This window comes from Clostridium pascui, from assembly GCF_016908015.1.
Classification (GTDB): domain Bacteria; phylum Bacillota; class Clostridia; order Clostridiales; family Clostridiaceae; genus Clostridium_AK; species Clostridium_AK pascui.
The window spans coordinates 511,024-533,551 of sequence record NZ_JAFBDB010000001.1; the positions used below are offsets into that span (position 1 = coordinate 511,024).

A 22,528-nucleotide genomic window follows, 5' to 3' on the forward strand; every position below is an offset into this window, starting at 1 on the left:
ATAATTAAACACCATCTATGCTCATAATTATTATTTCAGAGATATGTTCCATAGAAACTCTTTTTTTCATACTTAAATTTCTAATCATTGAATAAGCCTCCTCTTCTGTTATCCCTTGTTGATTCATTAAAATCCCCTTAGCTCTTTCAATTACTTTTCTACCCTCAAGTTTCTTTTGAACACTCGCTATATTAGCTTTCATTTGTTTTATTTCTAATGATTTACCTAATGCAACTTCCAGTGCAGGTATTAAAGATTTATTATCTAAGGGCTTGACCAAGTATCCTATAACCCCTGCCTTTTTAGCTTTTTCAATAAAATTTGCATCACTATAGGCACTTAAGAGAATAATACCATCTGCAAGTCCTTCTTGAATAATTATTTTAGAAGCGTTTATGCCATCTAATAGAGACATTTTGATATCCATAATTACGATATTGGGTAAATGCTTTTTGCACATTTCTATGGCGTCAAATCCGTCTGAAGCTTCTCCTACCACCTCGTAGCCTGCCTCTTCTAACATTTCCCTAACATCCATTCTTGTAATAGGTTCATCATCGACTATCACAATTTTCTTGCTCATGCGTACCCCTCTTCTAGAAATAATAAAGCTAATCTTAAAATTTATTATTTCCAAATATATATAAGCGTTTATTAGTTTTGAACATAAAAGCTCCTAAAAATAACATTATTGTATTTTTAGAAGCTTCATTGCTCTACCTTAATTTGTTCGCCATTGAACAATATTTACCAATTTATAATTTAATTATATATACTATTTGAGGCACTGTCAATATAATCCTATTGATTATTTTGAAAATTATATATATTTGTGAATTCAAAACCAATACGTTCATTTTTTGTAATTATATAAGTAGACAATTAATAGTGTTAGATCAGCATTTTTCTAAAGTTAGGATGTGGAGATGGGATTACTATATGATTTACTATATTGCCAGTTTCTTTTATTGCATTTACTCCAGCCTCAACTGAAGCGCTTACATCAGAAACATCACCAGTCATTATTACATAGGATTTACCACCAATACCTGAACCTAATCTTATCTCAACTAGTTCGACTCCTGCAGCTTTTACACTTGCATCAGCTGCTACTATTAAAGAAGCAATTGCGAAGCTTTCAATTACTCCTATTGCTTGAATCTGATTTGTATTTGATGTACCAGCGATGGCTGGAAAAATTTGCTCATCCACATTAGGAATAATCAAATCGTCAATAACAAATTCTCCACCTAAATACTTTCCTGATTTTATGGAGTTTTCAACAGCTGATACATCCCCATGTACAAGAGTTATATATTTTCCTGGACAGGTAGCTGTGGAAATTACTACCTCTACATTAGCTGTTTTCAACATATTATCTGCAACTTCTATACCCTTGGCTATGCTATTTAATTCTATTAATCCAATTGCCCTTAGCACTCTCTCACCCCCGTTATTCTACTTCAATTATTATCTCATGGGAATTAACTGAAGTAATTACGCCTGAAATACTTGCATGAATATTAGAACCCAATTTTTGTTCATCAACCTTAGCTATTAGCTCACCTTCTATTACACTTTGTCTCTCCGAAACAACAGCAGTAGCTGGTGCTCCTATATGCTGCTTTAATGATATAACTACCTTAGAAGGTTTATATTCATAATCATTTAAAGGTGCATCACGATCATATTTTTTTATATCCAGTCTTTGAATTAGTCTTTTTACTGGTATTTTTCTATATTCCATCATAGGTGCCGCTTCATAGTTTTTACCACTGTTATCAATCTTAACTCCTGCTTTACCAAGCTCTTGTTTAATCATTACATTTATTTTTCTTGGAGATAAGCCATTTGGACATGAATACAGCTCACAAATTCCGCACTCCGAGCACCCTAGGGCTGTTTTTAAGCCTAAAAAATCCGAAAGCCCATAGTTTACAACTCTCATTACTCTATGAGGTTTTATATCATGACCTAATAAATTTCTAGGACATAAATCAGTACATCTTGAGCACTGTATGCATGCAGTTTTTGATTGCTTTAGTCTCTGGTCAATACTCATGATTTTTTTCCTAATCAATGAATGATTTTTGTCTAATAAAATTATAGCCTTTGTTGTTTTAGTTATATGTTCGTTAAAGTCAAAAACTACCTTTCCCATCATAGGGCCGCCATCTATTAAAACTTTTCCTTGAGTATTGTCTATGCCACAAATCTTTAAAGCCTCCTTGTAACTAATTCCTATGGGTAACCTATAGGTTGCAGGGTTTGATACTTCACCTGTAATTGTCACAAATGTTTTAGTAACAGGATTTCCTTTAGTTGCATTAAATGCATTTAGCACAGTTTCTACATTGGTCACAATACATCCTACATTTAAAGGAATTCCCCCTTGCGGTACTACTCTATTTATAACCTCGTTCACCATTACCTGCTCATCACCAGCAGGATAAAAGTCCCTTAGTTTAAAAATCTCTATGTTGTCATATTGAGTTAATTCTTTGCTTAGCTTATCTATTATGTGAGCATGTTTCTCTTTTATTGCTATATATCCTTTTTTTGCCTCAGTTTGTTTAATAATAAGATTGAATCCCTCTAATAATTCCTTTGTATAATGTATTAGTATTTGCTGATCAACTCTTATTAGTGGTTCGCATTCTGCAGCATTAACAATAACATATTCACACTTTGCTGATAATTTTACATGGGATGGAAAGCCAGCACCCCCGGCGCCGACTAAACCGCATTCCTTAATTGAATCAATTAAATTATTCAACATTTCCCCTCCTGTTCTAAACAGTCTTAATATAATATCTTTAGTAGAAGCTGAACAGCTCACTTAGAAGGTGATTTTATTTTTCTAGTTATTAATGCAGTTCATAGCAATGCCGACAGGTGTTACAAAAAGTGGATTTTGAGGCTTAAAAGTTTTAATCCCAACTACTTTTTCTATAACCTTCTCAATATTAAGCATGCAACTTGTCCCTCCAACGAGATAAATGGCATCAATATCGTAATCTTTAATATGTCTATTAATAATTGTTGCGATTTTTTCTGCAACTGGCTTTAATACAGCTGATATTTCTAATTGTTTACCTGGATCCTTTTTTAAATTCTCTGCTTCTTCAAATGAAATGCCATAGGCGCCAGCAATAACTAAAGTACATTGTGTTCCACCTGTTGGCTCATCTGCTATATAAACAACTTGGCCATTTTTAAGAACTGCAAGACCTGTAGTCCCGCCTCCGATATCTACTACAACTCCATTTTTGATTTTAAGTACTGAATTTGCAGCAGTAGGCTCATCAACTATATTAGTAACCTCAAAGCCTGCTCCCTCAGCTACATTTTTGATATACCTTGTATCATTAATAGTAGTTCCAGGCGGTATTGCTACAGCAGCACAATTTAATTCACATCCTATTTTTTCTTCAACTTCTTTTTTGAGTTCTTTTACAATATTTAAAGCTCCAATATAGTCCACTACTATTCCATCTTTGACAACCTGAGCAAATCTATATGCTCCGGCAATAGGATTCTTATCTTCATCTAATACAGTCACCACAATGTAAGCTGTTCCTAAATCTACGCCTACGAACAATTTTTCTTTATTAGTAGGTATTATAGGATTTTTAGTAGCAAGTTCAAAATTTGTTATAATCTTATCAGCTTTTTCAAATAAACTCATTATGTGTCCTCCTGCTTAATTTATGATTATGACATCATATAAACTTCTCCATTAAGATACTCTATTTTTAGAACTAATAAATAACTTTAGCTCATCAATTCCTTCCCCTGACAGAGCTGATACTTGAAAAATTGGCCCTTTTAAACCTAATTCCATTAATAACTCATTAGCTCTTTGAGGATTAGATTGCGGATGATCTATCTTGGTAATAACACCAATACTCATACAGTTAAATGCACGAGCAAAGCCTGGTGGGAAAATTGATTTACTTATTGTTGAGTCTTGAGTAAACATTATACATTTTGCTTCTAATGAAGTACTCATTAACGCCCTGTACATTCTAGGATTTTCTATATATTCACCTGGAGTATCTATAGTAAAAGACTTGTATTCTATGGTTTGTGTTTTGGATACTTGTCCTGTTTCACCGTGTATTGCCATTAATAGGGATGTTTTACCTGAATCAACTGCACCTATTACCATAATCTTTTTCATCTTATGACCTAGTTATTTCACAAGAAGTAAATTTCAAGGTATTGCTTAGCACTTCTCTTATTTCTTTTAATCCAGTCTCTACACTAGCCACATCTCCATAAATAACAAGAGCTCCTGTAAATCTATCAAGAAAACCAATTCCAACAGCTGCAGCCTTTGTTGATATGTCAGCAGCAATGATTGCTGCTTCTCCAGGTGTAGATGTAACAATTCCTAAAGCTCCTCTATTATCAATACCCAATTTTTCATAGAGTTCATCAACAGGCTGCGCAATAATGTGTAGTAGTGTTATTTGCTTTCCTGGCACATACTCCTGTATCGTTCTTTGCTTCTCCTCATTCAAATGCCCACCCCCATATACAAATGTCTTTAATTATTTTTGGTTGCAATAATTAAAAAAACAAAAAAGAGCCCTCACGTCATCATAATGACGTAAAAGCTCCATCGCTCCCTTATTAATGCACCATTGCATTAGATAATTATATGAATTATCATAATTTTATCAAATTAATCAGTACATGTCAATAATATTATAATTATCCAAATTGTAACTGATAATAAATAATTTTATGTTTTATTATTGATTTATTATTGATTCATGTGATTACTATACTTTGTAAAATTATTTCACTTTATCTAATGGTATATGACAGTACCCATTTGGATTTTTTTCTAAATACTTTTGATGATATTCTTCAGCATCATGAAAAATTTTAAGTGGCTCTATTTCTGTGATTATTGGCTCATTATACTTTTCTTGCTGCTCATTTTTTGTTTTTATTATTAATTCTAAATCTTTAGGATCTGTATAATATATACCTGTTCTATATTGATTACCAATATCATTTCCTTGTCTATCTAATATAGTAGGATCTATTATGTTCCAAAATTTATTTAATAATTTTTCAAGAGTTATTTTGCTTTCATCATATTTGATGTAGCAAGCCTCTGCATGGCCTGTAGCTCCAGTACATACATCTTCATAGCATGGATCCGGTTTCATACCATTTGCATATCCAACTCTAGTTTCTATAACTCCATTGTGTTTAGACATATATGCCTCTATGCCCCAAAAACATCCTCCTGCAAAAATAATTTCCTTCATACCACGTCACTCCTTTATTTTATCTGGTAAAATTTATTCAAGGTTCTTTTTAAAAGATTGTAAATCTATCACAGGTTCTTTGCAAGTATAATTTTCGCATATATAAGCTGTAACATTGTTGTTTAATGCCTCTTTATCTTTTAAGGATGGAATGATATCTTCTATTCTATATTCTTCGTCTTTAACAACTACTTGAGTATAAGGAAGATATACGCTGTTTATTTCCTTTAACATTTGTAACATTAAAATATCATCCTTTTTACCAACCAAGATTAAATTTTTATAGGAGTTACTTACATATTGCCATGCATCTATGAGATGACTATAAAAAGAAGAATTTTTATTTATTGTTTCTCCAAAGGTACTAAATTGTCTTCTTGTATCTTCTGTCATATCATAATCTTCTAAGATGTTTGCAATCTTAGCCATATTAAATATAGCTATAGAGTTTCCAGAAGGCAGTGCGCCATCATATATTTCCTTAGGCCTTAATATAAGTTCTTCCGCATCTTCTCCATATAAATAAAATCCTCCATGCTCTTTATCTAAAAATAAGCTCATCATATCCTTATTTAATTTTACAGCTTCTTTTAAGTATTCTGCTTGGAAGGTACTCTCGTATAATTCAATAAGCCCCCAAACATAATAAGCATAATCATCTAAAAGACCTAAATTTGCTGCTTCACATTCTCTAAATCTTCCCAAAAGTCTTCCATTTTTATTAAATAAGTTATTCTTTATAAATTTAGCACATTTTTTAGCAGCATCTATATAATCATTATTTTCAAATATTCTACCGGCATAGGCTAAAGATGCTATCATAAGACCATTCCAGGAAGTTAATATCTTATCATCTTTATAAGGGTGTATTCTTTTTTCTCTTTCTTCAAATAATATTTCTCTATTTTTTTCTATTTCATCATCTATATCTTCTAAATTCTTAGATATCAAATTTAATATATTTTTTCCTTCAAAATTTCCCTTTGATGTAACATCAAATAATGTACAAAATTTTTCTCCTGCCTCCTTACCAAGTAAACTTATTATTTCTTCAGGAGACCAAACATAAAATTTACCCTCTACACCTTCAGAATCTGCATCTTCCGCAGAATAAAATCCTCCTAAACTGTCTGTCATATCCCTGAAAATATATGTATATATCTTTTCTGCTATGTTCTTATATAATTCATTTCTTGTAGCTCTATAAGCTTCTACATACACATAAGATAACATTGCATTGTCATATAACATCTTTTCAAAATGAGGAACTAGCCAATACTTATCTGTAGAGTATCTTGAAAAGCCAAAACCAATATGATCAAATATTCCACCCTTATACATAGATACTAATGTGTGCTCCACCATTTCAAGAGCTTCTTTCTTTTTAGTAGTATAATAATATCTTAATAAAAATAGTAAATTGTGAGGTGTTGGAAACTTAGGCTCTCTACCAAATCCTCCATAGTCCTCTTGATATCTCATCTTAAATTTTAAAAAGGTTTTTTCTGCTATATGAGAATTCATAGCTCCACTTTCGTGAGATAATATATATTTTTTTACATCTCGTTCCAACCTTTCTGTCATAGAAGATATATTTTCTCTTTCTGCCTGCCATGTTGATACAACAGAACTCAAAACTTCTAAAATCCCTGGCATATTTCCACTTCCTTGCTTGGGGAAATAAGTTCCTGCAAAAAATGGTTTTTTATCAGGAGTCATTATTATGGTCATCGGCCATCCGCCTCTTCCGGTATATGCTTGGCAAAAGCTCATATATATACTATCTATATCCGGTCTCTCTTCCCTATCTACTTTAATAGATATGAAGTTAGAATTTAAAAATTCTGCTACCTCTTCATCTTCAAAACTTTCTCGCTCCATAACATGACACCAATGGCAAGTTGAATAGCCTATACTTAAAAATATAGGTTTATCTTCTTTAGTAGACTTTTCAAAAGCTTCATCTCCCCAGGGAAACCAATCCACTGGATTATGAGCGTGTTGAAGCAAGTATGGGGATTTTTCATTTATTAATTTATTTGATTTAATTTTTACTATCATAGTAATACCCTCTTATTATTTTTAATTCTTTTATATGATTATCTTTTATTGAATAAAATATACGAATTGTGATTTGTTGGTTGTGTAGTTTTAGTTTACTTTAAATTTTATTTACATAATATTTATTATGTAGTTAATACTTATTAAATATTATAATTATAGCATCAAAGCTTGCTATCTTTAGATTCTGAACTTAACTTTCAGTGCATATTTACAGCATAATAACCTGCCGCTACTGTAATAAAAAAGCCTATACCTTTGCAGGTACAGACTCTAGTTGTGTACTACTTAGCTGGCTTATTATGAAAAACCTTATATACAAATACTATGTTCTTGGCACGAATACTCCAAGCAATTAATCCTATTAAAAAGCCACAAAGTGCTGGTAATATCCATCCAAATCCATAATCAAATCCTGGTAAATATAAATGCGCAAAATTAACAATCTGTGAAACTACAATATTTTCTTGTAGGGACTGTGGTAATGATTTGCACAAATCAAAAAATGCTGCGATAATTGTTAATCCAGTTGTCCATTTATAAACATCACTTTGTTTATTAATAAATGGAGTTAATAAAGATAATAAGATTAACGTAATTGTTAATGGATAAAGAAACATAAGTACTGGTACAGATAGCTGAATGATATTACTTAATCCAAAGTTAGCAATGATAAAAGAAAAAGCTGTAAATAAAATAGCATAATTTTTATAAGAAATTGATTTTGGAAACATTTCACTGAACATCTCAGAACAGGAAGTTATTAAACCAATAGCTGTTTTTATACATGCAACTCCTACAATAGCAGATAGCAATATCGTGCCAATGAATCCAAAATAATAATTACTTACCATGGACAAAATTGTGCCTCCATTATTAGCACGATTCACACTACCTAAACTTGTAGCCCCCATATACGCTAATGAACCATAAATAATAGTCATACCAATAACACTAACTAAACCTGATTTACATGTTTCAATAGCAATTGAATTAGAATTTTTAACACCTAACCTTTGCATATTAGAAATAATAATGATTGCAAAAGCTACAGAAGCTAAGGCATCCATAGTATTATACCCGTCCAATAGACCAGTAAACAAAGGCTTATCAGCGTAATTCCCCAGAGCAGCATATGTACTTACTTGTCCCATTGGATTTATAAATGTTGCAATTAATAAAATTGATAAAAGTGCTAAAAAAATAGGTGTAAGATATTTACCTACCCAATCCAAGATTTGTCCTGGTCGCAGTGAAAAATAAATGGTAATAGCAAAAAATATAAATGAGAAAATAATTAATCCTAACTTCAAATATTCATCAAAAATAAAAGGATGAATTCCTACCTCAAATGCAACTGTGGCTGTACGCGGAATTGCAAATAGCGGACCAATTGTTAAATATAACATACAGGTAAATATGCTTGCATAACGTGAACTAACGGGTTTAGCCATATCAAATAAACTTTCACTTTTTGAAATGGCTGATGCAACAATCCCAACCATAGGCAGCCCTACCCCTGTAATTAAAAATCCGATAGTAGCTGTAAAAGTATGATTTCCAGCTTCTTGTCCCATTTGAACTGGAAAAATTAAATTACCTGCGCCAAAAAATAATCCAAATAGCAATGAACCTATCAACAAATTTTGCTGAAAACTTAGTTTTTCTTTCATGATAGTCCTCCTCTAATGTTCTAATATTGTGGGAAGCTTAACCAATATTTCCACCACAATGCTTTAGTCTTCGTATTTTGATAATGCCTTGATTCATTTCACTTATTATAATATACTTATATACATTAGTAAAATTCATTTTTTTCATGTTATAAATGAATTTTATTCAACTAAAGGAGAAAATATATGCAACTTGTTTCGTATAAAATTATCATAACTGTTTATGAACAAAAAAGTTTTCAAAAGGCATCGGAACTTCTACATATGACACCATCTGCAGTTAGTCATGCAGTTTCTAAACTGGAAGAAGAATTAGGATTTTCTTTATTCATTAGAAGCAAAAATGGTATTACTCTAACTTCTTATGGAGAAAATTTACTACCTGCTTTTCGAAATGTAGTAAATAGCGATGAATCTTTAAAACAAGCTATTTTGGAAATCAATGGATTAGAAAAAGGCACTGTAAGGATTGGCTGCTTTAATAGCGTTTGCACCAACTGGATTCCAGCATTAACTCGTGATTTTAATGCTATATACCCAGGTATTTCTATAGAAATCTTTCAAGGCACCTATGTTGATATCATTGAATGGATTAAATCAGGAGTAGTTGATCTTGGTTTTTTGTCTGTTTCAAGTGCAGGAAAACTTCCAATTTATCCTTTATATAATGACCAACTTGTTTGCATTGTTCCAAAAGGTTATCCAGTTTCTCAACCAGATTACATTACCTTAGATGAAATAAAAGATGAATCCTTCGTAATTCAGCATATAACCTGTGATGCTGACATTCAGAACTACTTCGCGGCCCATAATTTAAAAATAAAATCCCCTTATCATGTTGTAGATGATTTATCAACCGTAGCTTTGGTAAGTCATGGATTTGGAATTTGCTTATTACCTAAGTTGATCATGCAAGATATTTCATATCCTGTAGACACCTATCCTATCAAACCTGATGCCAGCAGGATTATTGGTATATCTGCACTAAACACAGAATGTATGTCCCCTGCCGTAAAAAAAATGTATGATTTCATCATAAATTACAATTATCTAGAATGTAATTAAACTGGTTTCAATAACTGTAATATCACCAATTTTAACTACCTATTCTAATCTAATTCAGTTCTAAACAATAGATAATAAATATTATTTAGAGTTAAAAAATTAATAAGACCGTATGGTTAGCATTACGGTCTTATTGATTTTTTAAATTACTTAAACCTTTAATTTGAGTTTTAAACCATGATATAACAAATTCTTTTTCTTTATTTATTGGAGCAATTTCACTTCTTAATTCATCATTACACTGATGAATTATTCTTCATTTTTCGTTAGCTCTTCCTTTATCACTGTTTTTGTTACTGGCAGATTATGTTTTTCTCTTATTAGATTTTCTATTTCAAGAGCTAAATCAGGATTTTCTTTCAAATATAGCTTGGAATTTTCTCTTCCCTGGCCCATTCTTATATCTTTATATGAAAACCATGCTCCGCTTTTTTGAACTAATTCTTCATTAACTGCTATATCTATCAAGTTACCTTCTTTCGAAATACCCTCATTGTACATTATGTCAAACTCAGCTCGTTTAAATGGAGGAGCAATTTTATTTTTTGTTACTTTTACCCTGGTTCTACTTCCAAGAACATCTTCACCTGCTTTTATAATATCAATTTTTCTTATATCTAATCGTACTGATGAATAAAACTTAAGTGCACGGCCACCTGTTGTAGTTTCAGGATTACCAAACATAATACCTATTTTTTCCCTTAATTGATTTATAAATATTACGGTGCATTTAGATTTATTAATTGCTGCAGTAAGCTTCCTTAATGCCTGAGACATCAATCTTGCTTGTAATCCAATATGAGAGTCACCCATCTCCCCTTCTATTTCAGCTTTTGGAACAAGTGCTGCTACAGAATCAACAACAATTACATCTATGGCATTTGACCTTACAAGTGCCTCTACTATTTCTAACGCTTGTTCTCCAGTATCCGGTTGACTAACTATCAAGTCTTCAACATTAACTCCCAATCTCTTTGCATAAGATGGGTCCAGAGCATGTTCTGCATCAACAAAAGCTGCTGCACCGCCTTTTTTTTGTGCTTCTGAAACTATGTGTAGCGAAACAGTTGTCTTGCCTGAAGATTCAGGCCCATATATTTCTATTATTCTGCCCCTAGGGACTCCGCCAGCCCCAAGCGCTATGTCTAGCTCCAAGCATCCTGTTGATATAACTTCTATATCCATTGCTGTACTTTCACCAAGTTTCATAACAGAACCTTTTCCGAATTGTTTCTCTATCTGATTCATAACTGTTTCTATTGCTGCTATTTTATCATTGTTTATATTCATTTATTAACACCATCCCCTTTGCAAAGCTTTTGCCAATCATAGCTATACCTTGCTTAATAAATATTTAATACTCATTTTCAATTATAAACTTAGTAATCTTTTTAGATATTACTTCAGAAGTAGTATTTAATGCTAATGCTAACTCTTCAAACAATATACTTTGAATAAAAGTTAAAAGCTTATCATCTCTTTTTTGAAATTTTCTTCTGTATTTTTTAGTTTCATTCTTTTTTCTCATCAAAGTATTGGCTATATTAGCAATTTCCCTGCGATTTCCCTTCCTTATAACATCATAATACATTTGAGTTCTTTGATTATCTAGTTCTATCCAACTTACACCTGGTAGCTTAAATGATTGTAGAATTTCTTCTGCTTCATTTCTGTTTAAAAGTCCTTGCATTATTACTTTGTCATTATCTACCGGTATACTTATTTTTAACTTGTAATTTTCCATTGGATGTAAGACATAATAATCTTTTGTAACGCCAAAGTATGTATTTTTGCATATATCATCTATACGACAAACTCCATGTGCTGAATAGATAATCAAATCTCCAATATTAAACATTTCAATCTATATGCTCCTTTGCTCAAAATTGTAAATTTTTATTATAATTACATTACTTTATTGAATATGATTTCATTACCGACATGATTTAAATACCTTTTTAATCATGTCTTTTAGGTATTAATTATTTACTACTGTTTTATAATAGACTGAGGACTATTCAAAATAATCTTTTGCATTTCTACCTCTTTTAAGTAACTTCAAATATAGATCAATAATCGCTTTTGGTAAACGTTTACATAAATTCTTTCAAATTGATTTAATAAAGCTTTTTGTTATATGTTAATTTTTATTTTATACTTGGAAGATTTTAACCTCTTATATTCACTATATGATTGAAGAGACTTTTCTCCGTTCCACGGCATGGAACCGCCATAATATTTTTCGGCGATATGTTTTTGTGTTGAGCTGTCAAGGTTAGATAAACGCTGATTGCCCATTGGATTGAATCAAGATCTTCTTTGAGCGTTCGTTTAAATGAACACTTTTCGCCTTGACAATCAGAAACCGTTATTCGAGTACATTTCCCATTTTCAGATAACCCACTGCAATCTTGAAATTTACTCAAATCTAACAATCTATGTCTCGACATATTCCTTACCCTCTCTCTAATAGAGCTAAAACATCAAGAGTACTTTTAGTATTTTAACACATAAAAATTGGTTGATGTAAGCAAAACTTTTAGCACATAATATATTTTGTTCATTACTAAACATATTAACTCATCTCGGCTCTATTGTGGGTATATTTTCCAGGAAATATTTTATAGTGATCACTTATTCCTCACCTGTAAATTCTTTTTCATCATCTCACATTTTTCTAAGCTACGTTGTTTTTAGTCCATTTTTTATTTTAGTGTATTAATGTATTTTGGGTTTTAAAGTAGGGCTAGTAGTTCCTTATAAATTTCATACTTGTAAAAGATCTAGAAAATATGATATTATCAAAAAAAATATAATTATTATAATTTGCGTAGATTCGAGGTAATAAATGATTAGATTTGAAAGAAATACAGAACTGGATATAGCAATGAAGAATCTTATAATATCCATGATAGATGTGAATGACTATCTCACCAATATTCTAGATTATACAGAGAGAGTTCTTACTCCAAAAATGGAAAAAAAGCTAATAGAAATACTGAAAAAGTATAACGTTCCTCATGATGGTTTGAAATACGACTCGAAAATCCTAATCGAGAATCAGTATTATAAGGACATCAAACTTGACAACGTGTATTACCAAAGCATAAGGTATGAAAAAGCCACCATCAAGAAAAGAACTTTAATGAATATGAATTTTCATCAATCCTTGGGGAAATACTTGTTTCACTATCATCCCATAGGTTACTTTGAAACAGACATTGACTTGCCAGTATTAAAAGAGGGCAGTAGTAAAGTGTGGATGTCCCCAGCCATTAGCGAAATAGAGAGTATGAGAGATGGAATTGAAAAAGGCCATGGGAAATGTATGACTATGGGACTAGGAATCGGAGTTCTACCTTATCTTTGGCTGCTGAAAGATGATGTAGAAAGTGTAACGATAGTTGAATTCAATAAGGACGTCATCGATTTGTTTGAAAAGTACATCAGACCTCAGTTTAAAACCGATAAGAAACTTAAAATCATTCATGGGGACGCCTTCGATTTTTATAACGAAGAATTCCTGAATCAATTCGACTATGTGTATGTGGACTTCTGGGAATCTACAGAAGATGGTTTGATATTTTACACAAAGCTTATGGAGAAAAAGATTGACCTCCCTCATATAGACTACTGGATAGAAGACTCCATGCTCTACGATTTAAAATACATCGTAGCTCCATACCTTTATACAGTGTATGAAGGCAAAAGCGTAATGGATTTTATCTCATCTATTGACGAAGATTCTAAGGAGCTTGCCAAAAAAACAAATAAGTACTTCAAAACAAGGACGGACGTGATAAAAACAGAAGATGAACTGCTTAATATCATACACGGAAAAGATGTTTTGAGAAAGATCCTCGCACAATAGAAAAAAGAGGCTGCCCCGCAATACATATTATGTGTATTGCAGGGCAGCCTGCTTTGTTTATTAATAGAAATGCATTTTAGCTAAATATTTTCTTATCTCAATAGTTTTATCCTCTGATGTAATAATTCTTGGCATACTTATTAAATACTAGCAAGTCGAAGTTTTAGCTCCCTTAATAACTAAACCACGTTGGAACCAGTTTTTTGAATAATCAATAATAGAGTCTTGTACATATTCTTCTATATCTTGATTATATATAACTGTAATCCCATGTGATACAATAACAACATCATCTTGATTCTTTAACTCATCCAGAGTTAATTGAAGCCTTGGGCCTCCTCAGCCATATCCTCCAAATGAAATTCTAAGCATAACTTTTTCAGGATTTTTCTGTTTTGAAATATTTTGTTTAATTTTTTCTGCTGCCATTTCAGTTACTTTTATCATTTTATTTTACCTCCTTTTTATGATCTATTTTAAAATTATTTCTTTAATATATTTATTAAACTATAGTTGGTATTACATATTAATGTTTCATACCTCATTTTCTAGCCTTTATTTGTTGTTATTTTACAACTTCATATGGCCAATTATTTATTCCCCCCAAATTATATACATTAGTATATCCTAGATTCACTAATAGGTTAGCAGCAGTTACACTTCTATTCCCACTTCTACAGTATACAAATATGGGTGAGTCCTTATCTTTAAGTTTAATCTCTGCTTCTGTCTTCAAGTTGTCTACAGGAATAAGCATAGATCCTTTTATGTGTCCATTTTTATATTCTTCCTTTGTTCTTACGTCTAAAAGTATAATACCTTTGTCTCTCTCTAGCCTTTCATTAGCTTCTTCTGGAGTTATATTATTAAAGCTAGCTTTTTCTGAGGAGATTGAGCCTTCTTTGTTAATTTCAGCGTTCTTACTGCTGCATCCTGAAAATAATCCTATTAAAAGAATAGCAGCTATTAAACAGATGATCTTCACAGACTTAAAACTTTTAATCATTAATAATTCTCCTTTATTTAATTAAATTAATACTATGCTAACCATTTTATATAAACCATCAATTACCCCATAGGGGTATATTGATAATATACTATATTTTTTTCTCTTATGCAATACCTATTATTTAGCATTTACATCTATGTTTCTATCCGCATTGATATTTATGCAATAAAAAAGAGCGGTATTTGTCCGCTCCCCTAAGGTTATAGTTGCTAAGCATAATGATACACACTCAACATACTCTATACCTTAGCAATTTAATTAAATATCTTTTATTGACCACTTTTTATTTTTGATAAAATAAAGTTGCCTATATCCAGCATCTCTAAGTAAGTTCAACGATTCACTAAAAAATGTATCAAGATTTTCTGGTGAATGCCCATCAGAGTTAAGGGTTATTGGTATGTCTAATTCATAACATTCTTTAAGTATCCAAGGACTCGGATATGGAGTAGTCAGATATCTCCTTGCTATAGCACCAGTATTTACTTCTAAGATAGCACCAGCCTTCTTTATTTCTTGTAAAGTCTTAAAGACTTCTTCCTTATACCAATCCTCTGTTTCATTAAAGTATCTTTGATTCTTATTATTTTTTCTAATTAAATCTAGATGCCCAACTATATCTGGTTTATGTTCAGATAACATACTACGAATTAATCCGTAATATTCAGTTACAAACGCCTGTACATTTCCCTTAAAAAACACTTCAATAATTCTTGCATATTCCTCTTCGTCACCATCTACCGTTAGATATTCACCTGTATCTTCATTTTTCATAAAATGTACAGAACCTATAGTATAATCAAGATCTAGTCTCTTGAACTTTTGAGAATCTGGTCCTGAAATACCCGGAAAATAATCTATCTCTAATCCACAATAAATTTCAATTTGATTCTTATATTTTTCTTTGAAGCTTTTTATAGTTTGGACATAGTTATTTAAATTTTCTTCTTTCATAGTCCATGAGCTTGGTAAATGAACAGGAGCATGGCTAGAAAAACCCAAAGAATGAAAGTTGAGACTAATAGCCCTCTTTATATAATCTTCAGGTTCATCTTTTCCGTCGCAGAATAAACAATGTGTGTGATAATTTGAATAAGTCATAGTAGTTCCTCCAAATGCTTATACTTGATTAAGTGTTTTTAACATTTCTTTCAGGTTTTTTATTGCCTATTTTTTCTGTTCTTTTTATAAGTTCTTCTTCAACATCCTCTATCTTTACCCCCTGTACAGCCATTAGTACAAGCAGATGGTATACTAAATCAGATATCTCATTTACCATTTCAATTTTATCATTATTTTTACTTGCTATTATTACCTCAGAGCATTCTTCTCCAACCTTTTTAAGTACCTTATCTAATCCCTTTTCAAAAAGGTAGGTTGTATATGAATTTTCTATAGAATTTTCTTTTCTACTCTCTATTATTTTATATAATTCTTTTATAATATTTCCTTTATTCATGATTAAACCCCTTTATATCAATTTCTCTATAAAAGCAACTTCTACTTCCTGTATGACAAGCAGGACCTATCTGCTCTACTTTAATAAGTAAAGTGTCACCATCACAATCATAGCTAATATTTTTTACATATTGAAAGTGACCTGAAGTTTCACCTTTATTCCATAACTTTTTTCTCGATCTACTCCAGAACCAAGTTTTACTTGTTTCTAATGTTTTTTCAAAGGATTCTCTATTCATATATGCCAGCATCAGAACCTCTCCACTACTATAATCCTGTATTATGGCTGGAATCAGCCCCTGATCAAACTTTATGTCTTCTAGGTTACTCATTAGTTCTAACCTCCACACATTCTTTAATAAGATACTCTTTAACCTGGCCTATTGTAAGCTCTCTATAATGAAATAGTGATGCAGCTAGAGCAGCATCTACCTTACTTTCTTTAAAAACTTCTGAAAAATGTTCAAGTTTCCCGCATCCGCCTGAAGCAATTACGGGAATATTAACACTGTCAATAATTGCTTTTGTAAATTCTATATCATATCCGTTTTTTGTACCATCTGCATCCATACTGGTTAGAAGTATTTCACCTGCACCAAGCTTTTCTACTCTTTTGGCCCATTCCACTGCATCCAAGCCAGTATCTATTCTGCCACCATTTATATATACATTCCATCCAGTGCTGTCTTCTCTTTTCTTTCCATCTATAGCTACCACAACACATTGACTGCCAAATTTTCTGGCTGCCTCTGTTATTATATTAGGATTTCTAATAGCAGCGGAATTTACAGATATTTTATCTGCGCCCGCTCTAAGTATATCCTTAAAATCATCTACAGTTTTTATGCCGCCACCAACAGTCAAAGGTATAAAAACTTTTTCAGCTGTTTTTTCTACAACATCAATCATGGTCTTTCTTCCTTCATGAGTAGCGCTTATATCAAGAAAAACAATTTCATCTGCACCTTCTTTATTGTAAAACTCTGCTATTTCTACAGGATCCCCAACATCATTTAAATTAACGAAATTTATTCCCTTTACTACTCTGCCCATATTTACATCTAGGCAAGGTATTATTCTCTTAGTAAGCAAGTTATACCCTCCTTCCTAAATCTATAGCTTCTTTAAGATTTATACTTTTACTATATAGTGCTTTCCCTATAATTGCTCCATACATATTCATACCTGTTAGTTTTTTAATATCTTCTATACTTTTCATTCCACCGGATGCTATGATATCACAGGAAACTTGCTCATTTAGCATACCTGTAGCCTCAAAATTAGGGCCTGTGAGTGTTCCGTCCCTGCTTATATCTGTAAAAATTATAGTTTTTACTCCTATATCCTCCATGGTTTTTGCAAAGTCAATATATTGAACTTTACTTACCTTTATCCATCCTTCTATGGCTACATAGCCATCTCTTGCATCTATACCTACAGCTATTTTTTCACCGAAGTTTCTTACAGCTTCCTTTACCATAGGAGGATTATTTAATGCCGCTGTTCCTAAAATAACTCTGCTTACGCCCTCTTCTATAAGCTTTTCTATAGTATTAATGTTTCTGATTCCTCCACCAAGCTGTATTGGAAGACCAGTTTCTTTAATAACGCCTTTAATTACATCTAAATTTGCTATATCTCCCTTTAAAGCTCCATCCAAATCTACCATATGTATATATTCTGCACCTTGATTTTTAAAACCTATGGCTATATCAATTGGATTTTCCCCCACAACCTGAGAGGTTGAAAACTCTCCTTGATAAAGTCTTACGCAATTACCATTTCTTAAATCCATTGCTGGAAATATTATCATTTTATCAGCTCCCCGAAGTTTTTAAGTATTTTCATTCCAGCCTCCCCGCTCTTTTCAGGATGAAACTGAATACCAAAAATATTATCTTTGCTCACTATTGCAGGAATATTAACTCCATACTCAGTATAGGCATTTAATATACCTTCTTCACCTAGCTTAGCATAGTAAGAATGCACAAAGTATGCAAAACTCCCCTCTTTAACTCCCTTAAGAAGTAAACTTTCCTCTTGAAATTTCAAATTATTCCATCCCATATGAGGAACTTTTACATCTCCCTGGATTTCTACTACTTTTCCTTTTAAAAACCCAAGTCCTTTAGAATTACAGATTTCTTCACCTTCTTCAAATAAAAGCTGCATTCCTAAACATATACCAAGGATGGGTTTCTCTTTTTTAGCCTCTTCTTTTATTAATAAGTCCAAGCCATCTTTTTTAATATTCTCCATTGCATCAGGAAAAGCTCCAACACCTGGTATTATAATTCCTTTGCTTCTTGATATTTCATCTTTTTCACTAGATATAAAAGAATCTATATTTAAAAAAGTTAATGCCTTTTGTACACTTTTTAGATTTCCCATGCCGTAATCAACTATAGCTATCAAAATATACCCTCCATTTCCTAAAAAATTAATAATAAATAATTTTTCATGTCTAATTCAACGTTAAAATTATAAAACTCCTTTTGTAGACATAACACCTTTTATCCTTTGGTCTATAGTTATTGCTTCACCTAATGCTCTACCTAATGCTTTAAATAAAGCTTCTATCATATGATGATTGTTTCTTCCATATAGTACTCTAGCATGCAGGGTTATACCTCCATTAACAGCAAAAGCTCTAAAGAATTCTTCTACCATTTCTGTATCAAAATTTCCTAGTTTATCTACAGTAAACTTAGCATCAAATACTAAGAATGGTCTCCCACTAATATCTAAAGATATTGTAGCTAAGGATTCATCCATAGCTACAAAACTAGTGCCATACCTCTTAATCCCTGCTTTATCTTTTAGAGCTTCCTTTACAGCACTTCCAAGTACTATAGCTATATCCTCTACAGTATGGTGACTATCTACCACCAAGTCTCCATCTGCTTTTATTTCTAAGTCTATTAAACCATGCTTTGAAAAAAGTGTAAGCATATGGTCTAAAAATCCTATACCTGTACTTCCTTTAAAAGTTCCCTCTCCATCTAAATTAATGCTCAATTCTATATCCGTTTCACCAGTTTTTCTTTTAATTTCCGATAATCTATTCATATTATCACCTTCATTCTATATAACTAATATTATCTATTTATAGAATCAATAAATGCTTTATTTTCTTCTCTGCTTCCTACGGTAACTCTTAGACAATTTTTAAGCCTATCGCTGCTAAAGTTCCTTATACTTATACCGCACTCTAATGTCTTTTTTCTTAATTCATCTTTAAAACTACTCTCAATTAGTACATAGTTGGCTTTTGTTGGATATATAGTTATCCCCTTTATTTTTTTCAGTTCACTAAGCAGATATTCTCTTTCTTTTAGTATAGTTTCAATATTCTTTTTAATAAGTTCAGGCGTTTTTAACACTACTGCAGCTATAGTTTGAGTAATTGTATTAACATTATAAGTTAATTTTACCTTTTTAAACTCGTTCATTAGAACATTATTGGTAATAAGAAATCCTAGTCTAAGTGCTGCTAATCCTATTGCTTTAGAGCAAGTCCTAAGTATTACTAAATTTTCATAGGTATTTATTTTATCTACTAGGGTTTCTCCATAGAATTCATAATACGCTTCATCAATAACAATAATAGGCTTGGTTTCTGTGATTATTCTAATCAAATGCTCCTCAGGAATAACTCCTCCTGTTGGATTATTAGGATTAGATATAAAAATAAGCTTTACCCCTTCAAAATTAGCTTTTGCTATTAATGCTTCCACATCTAATTCAAAGTTGCTATTAAGCTGAAACTCCACAGGCATTCCACCTACAAGCTTTGTATATATGTTGTACACGGAAAAATCCGGGGTTAGCATCATTACTTTATCTCCAGCTTTTATGATGGCATTTACTATAATTTGTATAAGTTCATCTGAACCATTGCCTGCCATAACATTTTCAAAATTAACTCCGGCATAGTCAGCATAAAGCTTGCAAATTTCTGTTGAATCTGAGTCAGGATATCTATTGAAAAATATATTCCCTATTGAATTTATAAGCTCTTCTTTTAATTCCTTTGGAAAATTTAAAAAACTCTCATTAGCATCTAATCTAATAGTATAATTATTTTTATCAACTTCATAAGGCTTAAAGCTTTTTAAATCCTCTCTAAATAAATTATTTATCATTTTTCAAACCTCACTTTAATAGAATTAGCATGAGCTGTTAATCCTTCAGTTTCCGCAATTTTTATAATGTCGGTTTTTAAATCCTCTAATGCAGGACTAGTGTAGTAAATATAGCTAGACTTTTTAATAAAGTCATCTACTGAAAGTGGTGAAAAGAATCTTGCAGTACCGCTAGTTGGTAGTACGTGATTTGGTCCTGCCATATAATCTCCTAGGGGTTCTGGCGAATATTCACCTATGAAAATAGAACCTGCATTCTTTATTTCACCTAATATGTCAAAAGGCTTATCAATTACTATCTCAAGGTGTTCAGGAGCTATCTCATTAGCCATTTTTATAGCTTCCTCTAAAGTGCTTACAACAATAATAGCTCCATAGTTTTTAAGAGATTCTTTTATTATTGCCTTTCTATCTAGAGTCTCAACTTGTCTTTCCAGCTCAAGCTTTACCTTTTCTGCTAATTCAAATGAGGTGGTAACTAAAATTGAAGATGCTAATACATCATGCTCTGCTTGAGACATTAAATCTGCTGCTAAAAATTTAGGATTAGCATTTTCATCCGCAATTATAAGTATTTCACTAGGACCAGCAATCATATCAATGTCAACAAATCCATATACACTTCGTTTTGCCATTGCAACATATATATTTCCTGGACCTACTATTTTATCTACTTTTTCAATGCTTTCTGTACCAAAAGCAAGTGCTCCAACTGCCTGAGCCCCTCCTGCCTTAATTATTTTATCTACTCCTGCAATATCTGCAGCAACTAAAATATTAGGATCTATACTTCCATTCTTTGAAGGTGGAGTAACCATTGTTATATTATTCACTCCTGCTACCTTTGCTGGTACTGCATTCATAATAACTGATGATGGATATGCCGCAGTACCTCCTGGTACATATATACCTACGTTTTCTAATGCTCTAATACTTTGGCCAAGTATAACTCCCTTATCCTTTGTCATCATCCATGAGTTTCTCTTTTGTCTCTCATGAAATTCTTCAATATTTTCTTTTGCTCTTTGTATTGCATAAAGAAAATCTGAATCTACCTCTTCATAGGCTTTCTTAATTTCTTCTTTAGAAACAATAAAATTACTCAAGTCAATACTATTGCTATCAAATTTGTTCGTGTACTGGATTAAAGCCTCATCTCCGTTATTTCTTATGTCTTTTAAAATAGCCTCAACTCTATTTATAACATCTCCTTGTACCTCTTCAGCCCTTTCCTTAAGTGAATCTAAATAATTTTTTCCTTCTTCGCTATTTCTATATATAATACTTATCAAAATAATCTTCCTCCTATCTTTATTAAGTTATTGATTTTCATCTACGTAATTTTGAACTTTTTCAATAAGTTTTCCTATCTGATCTTTATATATCTTCATACTTGCTCGATTTACTATCATTCTGGCACTTATATCACATATCTTTTCTATTATAATAAGCCCATTTTGCCTAAGGGTTTCTCCTGTTTCTACAATGTCCACTATTGCATCTGAAAGCCCTAGTATAGGAGATAATTCTACGGACCCCTCTATTTTAATTATTTCTACATCTTCACCTTTGTTTCTAAAATAGTTTCCTGCAACATTAGGGTACTTAGTAGCAATTTTCTTACGATTAAACCCTTCATAGTTTCTATATTCAGGTAATGCTGCCACACTAAAGCTGCATTTTCCAACCTTTAAGTCCACAACCTCATAGAAGGTTTTCCCCTGTTCTAAAAGTGTATCTTTTCCTACTATACCTATATCTGCAGCCCCATGTTCAACATAGGTAAGAACATCAGTTGACTTTACTAAAACAAACTCTATATTGTTTCCTCTATCCTTAAAAATTAATTTTCTTCCTTTGTCCTTTAATTCTGTGCAATCAATTCCTATGCTTTCAAACATGGTAATTGCATAATTTTCTAGTCTACCTTTAGTAAGTGCAATTCTTAAACTCTTCAT

The 22,528-nt window shown here is 31.9% G+C and carries 25 protein-coding genes; 2 read left to right on the forward strand and 23 right to left on the reverse strand.

Going from position 1 to position 22,528, the window contains the following annotated elements; all coding sequences use genetic code 11:
* Window positions 1-4 precede the first annotated feature (4 nt).
* The 9 genes from JOC70_RS02790 to brnQ all read right to left on the reverse strand — a co-directional run bounded on the left by JOC70_RS02790 (window position 5) and on the right by brnQ (window position 9,022).
* A complete protein-coding gene (locus JOC70_RS02790) occupies window positions 5-583 on the reverse strand; it encodes an ANTAR domain-containing response regulator (protein ID WP_204597365.1) in 579 nt (192 codons plus the stop codon).
* Window positions 584-891: 308 nt separating this feature from the next.
* Window positions 892-1,440 (reverse strand): BMC domain-containing protein, encoded by a 549-nt coding sequence (locus JOC70_RS02795; protein ID WP_204597366.1) that lies wholly within the window; start codon window positions 1,438-1,440, stop codon window positions 892-894.
* Window positions 1,441-1,453: 13 nt separating this feature from the next.
* The gene (locus tag JOC70_RS02800; protein WP_204597367.1) at window positions 1,454-2,779 is read right to left on the reverse strand and encodes a 4Fe-4S dicluster domain-containing protein; all 1,326 of its coding nucleotides are present in this window, start codon (window positions 2,777-2,779) and stop codon (window positions 1,454-1,456) included.
* A gap of 81 nt (window positions 2,780-2,860) precedes the next feature.
* Complete coding sequence (gene eutJ, locus JOC70_RS02805) at window positions 2,861-3,688, reverse strand: ethanolamine utilization protein EutJ (RefSeq protein WP_204597368.1); 828 nt, start codon at window positions 3,686-3,688, stop codon at window positions 2,861-2,863.
* 51 nt (window positions 3,689-3,739) lie between these two features.
* Window positions 3,740-4,183 carry a EutP/PduV family microcompartment system protein gene (locus JOC70_RS02810; protein ID WP_204597369.1) on the reverse strand — a complete coding sequence of 148 codons (444 nt, stop codon included), beginning with the start codon at window positions 4,181-4,183 and terminating at the stop codon, window positions 3,740-3,742.
* A 1-nt stretch (window position 4,184) separates the two neighbouring features.
* Complete coding sequence (gene eutS, locus JOC70_RS02815) at window positions 4,185-4,526, reverse strand: ethanolamine utilization microcompartment protein EutS (RefSeq protein ID WP_204597370.1); 342 nt, start codon at window positions 4,524-4,526, stop codon at window positions 4,185-4,187.
* A 279-nt stretch (window positions 4,527-4,805) separates the two neighbouring features.
* Complete coding sequence (gene msrA, locus JOC70_RS02820; RefSeq protein ID WP_204597371.1) at window positions 4,806-5,288, reverse strand: peptide-methionine (S)-S-oxide reductase MsrA; 483 nt, start codon at window positions 5,286-5,288, stop codon at window positions 4,806-4,808.
* A gap of 33 nt (window positions 5,289-5,321) precedes the next feature.
* Window positions 5,322-7,349: a thioredoxin domain-containing protein gene (locus JOC70_RS02825; RefSeq protein ID WP_204597372.1), complete on the reverse strand. Its 2,028-nt coding sequence runs from the start codon at window positions 7,347-7,349 to the stop codon at window positions 5,322-5,324.
* A gap of 284 nt (window positions 7,350-7,633) precedes the next feature.
* On the reverse strand, window positions 7,634-9,022 hold the full coding sequence (brnQ, locus tag JOC70_RS02830) for a branched-chain amino acid transport system II carrier protein (protein ID WP_204597373.1): 1,389 nt from the start codon (window positions 9,020-9,022) through the stop codon (window positions 7,634-7,636).
* Window positions 9,023-9,208: 186 nt separating this feature from the next.
* Between brnQ and JOC70_RS02835 the strand changes: the two genes are divergently transcribed.
* Window positions 9,209-10,087, forward strand: coding sequence for a LysR family transcriptional regulator (locus JOC70_RS02835; protein ID WP_204597374.1), 879 nt, complete (start codon window positions 9,209-9,211; stop codon window positions 10,085-10,087).
* Window positions 10,088-10,336: 249 nt separating this feature from the next.
* Here the strand turns inward: JOC70_RS02835 and recA are convergent, their stop codons facing one another.
* A complete protein-coding gene (gene recA, locus JOC70_RS02840; protein ID WP_204597375.1) occupies window positions 10,337-11,377 on the reverse strand; it encodes a recombinase RecA in 1,041 nt (346 codons plus the stop codon).
* A gap of 64 nt (window positions 11,378-11,441) precedes the next feature.
* Window positions 11,442-11,945 (reverse strand): CarD family transcriptional regulator, encoded by a 504-nt coding sequence (locus JOC70_RS02845; protein ID WP_204597376.1) that lies wholly within the window; start codon window positions 11,943-11,945, stop codon window positions 11,442-11,444.
* 990 nt (window positions 11,946-12,935) lie between these two features.
* On the opposite strand from JOC70_RS02845, the gene JOC70_RS02850 reads away from it, so the two are divergent.
* Window positions 12,936-13,958 carry a spermine/spermidine synthase domain-containing protein gene (locus JOC70_RS02850; protein WP_204597377.1) on the forward strand — a complete coding sequence of 341 codons (1,023 nt, stop codon included), beginning with the start codon at window positions 12,936-12,938 and terminating at the stop codon, window positions 13,956-13,958.
* Window positions 13,959-14,105: 147 nt separating this feature from the next.
* Here the strand turns inward: JOC70_RS02850 and JOC70_RS19480 are convergent, their stop codons facing one another.
* The 12 genes from JOC70_RS19480 to hisG form a co-directional block, all read right to left on the reverse strand.
* A complete protein-coding gene (locus JOC70_RS19480; protein WP_341534846.1) occupies window positions 14,106-14,405 on the reverse strand; it encodes a HesB/IscA family protein in 300 nt (99 codons plus the stop codon).
* 118 nt (window positions 14,406-14,523) lie between these two features.
* Window positions 14,524-14,964 carry a rhodanese-like domain-containing protein gene (locus tag JOC70_RS02855; RefSeq protein ID WP_204597378.1) on the reverse strand — a complete coding sequence of 147 codons (441 nt, stop codon included), beginning with the start codon at window positions 14,962-14,964 and terminating at the stop codon, window positions 14,524-14,526.
* A gap of 261 nt (window positions 14,965-15,225) precedes the next feature.
* Complete coding sequence (gene hisJ, locus JOC70_RS02860) at window positions 15,226-16,068, reverse strand: histidinol-phosphatase HisJ (protein WP_204597379.1); 843 nt, start codon at window positions 16,066-16,068, stop codon at window positions 15,226-15,228.
* 28 nt (window positions 16,069-16,096) lie between these two features.
* Window positions 16,097-16,426 carry a phosphoribosyl-ATP diphosphatase gene (gene hisE / locus JOC70_RS02865; RefSeq protein WP_204597380.1) on the reverse strand — a complete coding sequence of 110 codons (330 nt, stop codon included), beginning with the start codon at window positions 16,424-16,426 and terminating at the stop codon, window positions 16,097-16,099.
* Window positions 16,419-16,757 (reverse strand): phosphoribosyl-AMP cyclohydrolase, encoded by a 339-nt coding sequence (gene hisI / locus JOC70_RS02870; protein ID WP_204597381.1) that lies wholly within the window; start codon window positions 16,755-16,757, stop codon window positions 16,419-16,421. The genes hisE and hisI overlap by 8 nt, the downstream gene beginning before the upstream one ends.
* The gene (hisF, locus tag JOC70_RS02875; RefSeq protein ID WP_204597382.1) at window positions 16,750-17,517 is read right to left on the reverse strand and encodes an imidazole glycerol phosphate synthase subunit HisF; all 768 of its coding nucleotides are present in this window, start codon (window positions 17,515-17,517) and stop codon (window positions 16,750-16,752) included. The genes hisI and hisF overlap by 8 nt, the downstream gene beginning before the upstream one ends.
* 1 nt (window position 17,518) lies before the next feature.
* The gene (gene hisA / locus JOC70_RS02880; protein ID WP_204597383.1) at window positions 17,519-18,238 is read right to left on the reverse strand and encodes a 1-(5-phosphoribosyl)-5-[(5-phosphoribosylamino)methylideneamino]imidazole-4-carboxamide isomerase; all 720 of its coding nucleotides are present in this window, start codon (window positions 18,236-18,238) and stop codon (window positions 17,519-17,521) included.
* A complete protein-coding gene (gene hisH, locus JOC70_RS02885; protein ID WP_204597384.1) occupies window positions 18,235-18,840 on the reverse strand; it encodes an imidazole glycerol phosphate synthase subunit HisH in 606 nt (201 codons plus the stop codon). The genes hisA and hisH overlap by 4 nt, the downstream gene beginning before the upstream one ends.
* 66 nt (window positions 18,841-18,906) lie before the next feature.
* Window positions 18,907-19,494, reverse strand: coding sequence for an imidazoleglycerol-phosphate dehydratase HisB (gene hisB / locus JOC70_RS02890; RefSeq protein ID WP_204597385.1), 588 nt, complete (start codon window positions 19,492-19,494; stop codon window positions 18,907-18,909).
* 29 nt (window positions 19,495-19,523) lie between these two features.
* Window positions 19,524-20,570: a histidinol-phosphate transaminase gene (gene hisC / locus JOC70_RS02895; protein WP_204597386.1), complete on the reverse strand. Its 1,047-nt coding sequence runs from the start codon at window positions 20,568-20,570 to the stop codon at window positions 19,524-19,526.
* Window positions 20,567-21,862: a histidinol dehydrogenase gene (gene hisD / locus JOC70_RS02900; RefSeq protein WP_204597387.1), complete on the reverse strand. Its 1,296-nt coding sequence runs from the start codon at window positions 21,860-21,862 to the stop codon at window positions 20,567-20,569. The genes hisC and hisD overlap by 4 nt, the downstream gene beginning before the upstream one ends.
* A 27-nt stretch (window positions 21,863-21,889) precedes the next feature.
* Window positions 21,890-22,528, reverse strand: a complete 639-nt coding sequence (gene hisG / locus JOC70_RS02905) for an ATP phosphoribosyltransferase (RefSeq protein ID WP_204597388.1) — start codon at window positions 22,526-22,528, stop codon at window positions 21,890-21,892.

Coding starts and splice junctions, on each gene's coding strand:
- JOC70_RS02800 (WP_204597367.1), bottom strand. CDS start 2,779: ATGTTGAATAATTTAATTGATTCAATTAAGGAATGCGGTTTAGTCGGC.
- JOC70_RS02845 (WP_204597376.1), bottom strand. CDS start 11,945: ATGTTTAATATTGGAGATTTGATTATCTATTCAGCACATGGAGTTTGT.
- recA (WP_204597375.1), bottom strand. CDS start 11,377: ATGAATATAAACAATGATAAAATAGCAGCAATAGAAACAGTTATGAAT.
- JOC70_RS02825 (WP_204597372.1), bottom strand. CDS start 7,349: ATGATAGTAAAAATTAAATCAAATAAATTAATAAATGAAAAATCCCCA.
- hisE (WP_204597380.1), bottom strand. CDS start 16,426: ATGAATAAAGGAAATATTATAAAAGAATTATATAAAATAATAGAGAGT.
- brnQ (WP_204597373.1), bottom strand. CDS start 9,022: ATGAAAGAAAAACTAAGTTTTCAGCAAAATTTGTTGATAGGTTCATTG.
- JOC70_RS02855 (WP_204597378.1), bottom strand. CDS start 14,964: ATGATTAAAAGTTTTAAGTCTGTGAAGATCATCTGTTTAATAGCTGCT.
- hisJ (WP_204597379.1), bottom strand. CDS start 16,068: ATGACTTATTCAAATTATCACACACATTGTTTATTCTGCGACGGAAAA.
- JOC70_RS02835 (WP_204597374.1), top strand. CDS start 9,209: ATGCAACTTGTTTCGTATAAAATTATCATAACTGTTTATGAACAAAAA.
- hisG (WP_204597388.1), bottom strand. CDS start 22,528: ATGAAGAGTTTAAGAATTGCACTTACTAAAGGTAGACTAGAAAATTAT.
- hisI (WP_204597381.1), bottom strand. CDS start 16,757: ATGAGTAACCTAGAAGACATAAAGTTTGATCAGGGGCTGATTCCAGCC.
- JOC70_RS02850 (WP_204597377.1), top strand. CDS start 12,936: ATGATTAGATTTGAAAGAAATACAGAACTGGATATAGCAATGAAGAAT.
- msrA (WP_204597371.1), bottom strand. CDS start 5,288: ATGAAGGAAATTATTTTTGCAGGAGGATGTTTTTGGGGCATAGAGGCA.
- hisB (WP_204597385.1), bottom strand. CDS start 19,494: ATGAATAGATTATCGGAAATTAAAAGAAAAACTGGTGAAACGGATATA.
- eutJ (WP_204597368.1), bottom strand. CDS start 3,688: ATGAGTTTATTTGAAAAAGCTGATAAGATTATAACAAATTTTGAACTT.
- hisC (WP_204597386.1), bottom strand. CDS start 20,570: ATGATAAATAATTTATTTAGAGAGGATTTAAAAAGCTTTAAGCCTTAT.
- hisA (WP_204597383.1), bottom strand. CDS start 18,238: ATGATAATATTTCCAGCAATGGATTTAAGAAATGGTAATTGCGTAAGA.
- JOC70_RS02790 (WP_204597365.1), bottom strand. CDS start 583: ATGAGCAAGAAAATTGTGATAGTCGATGATGAACCTATTACAAGAATG.
- JOC70_RS02810 (WP_204597369.1), bottom strand. CDS start 4,183: ATGAAAAAGATTATGGTAATAGGTGCAGTTGATTCAGGTAAAACATCC.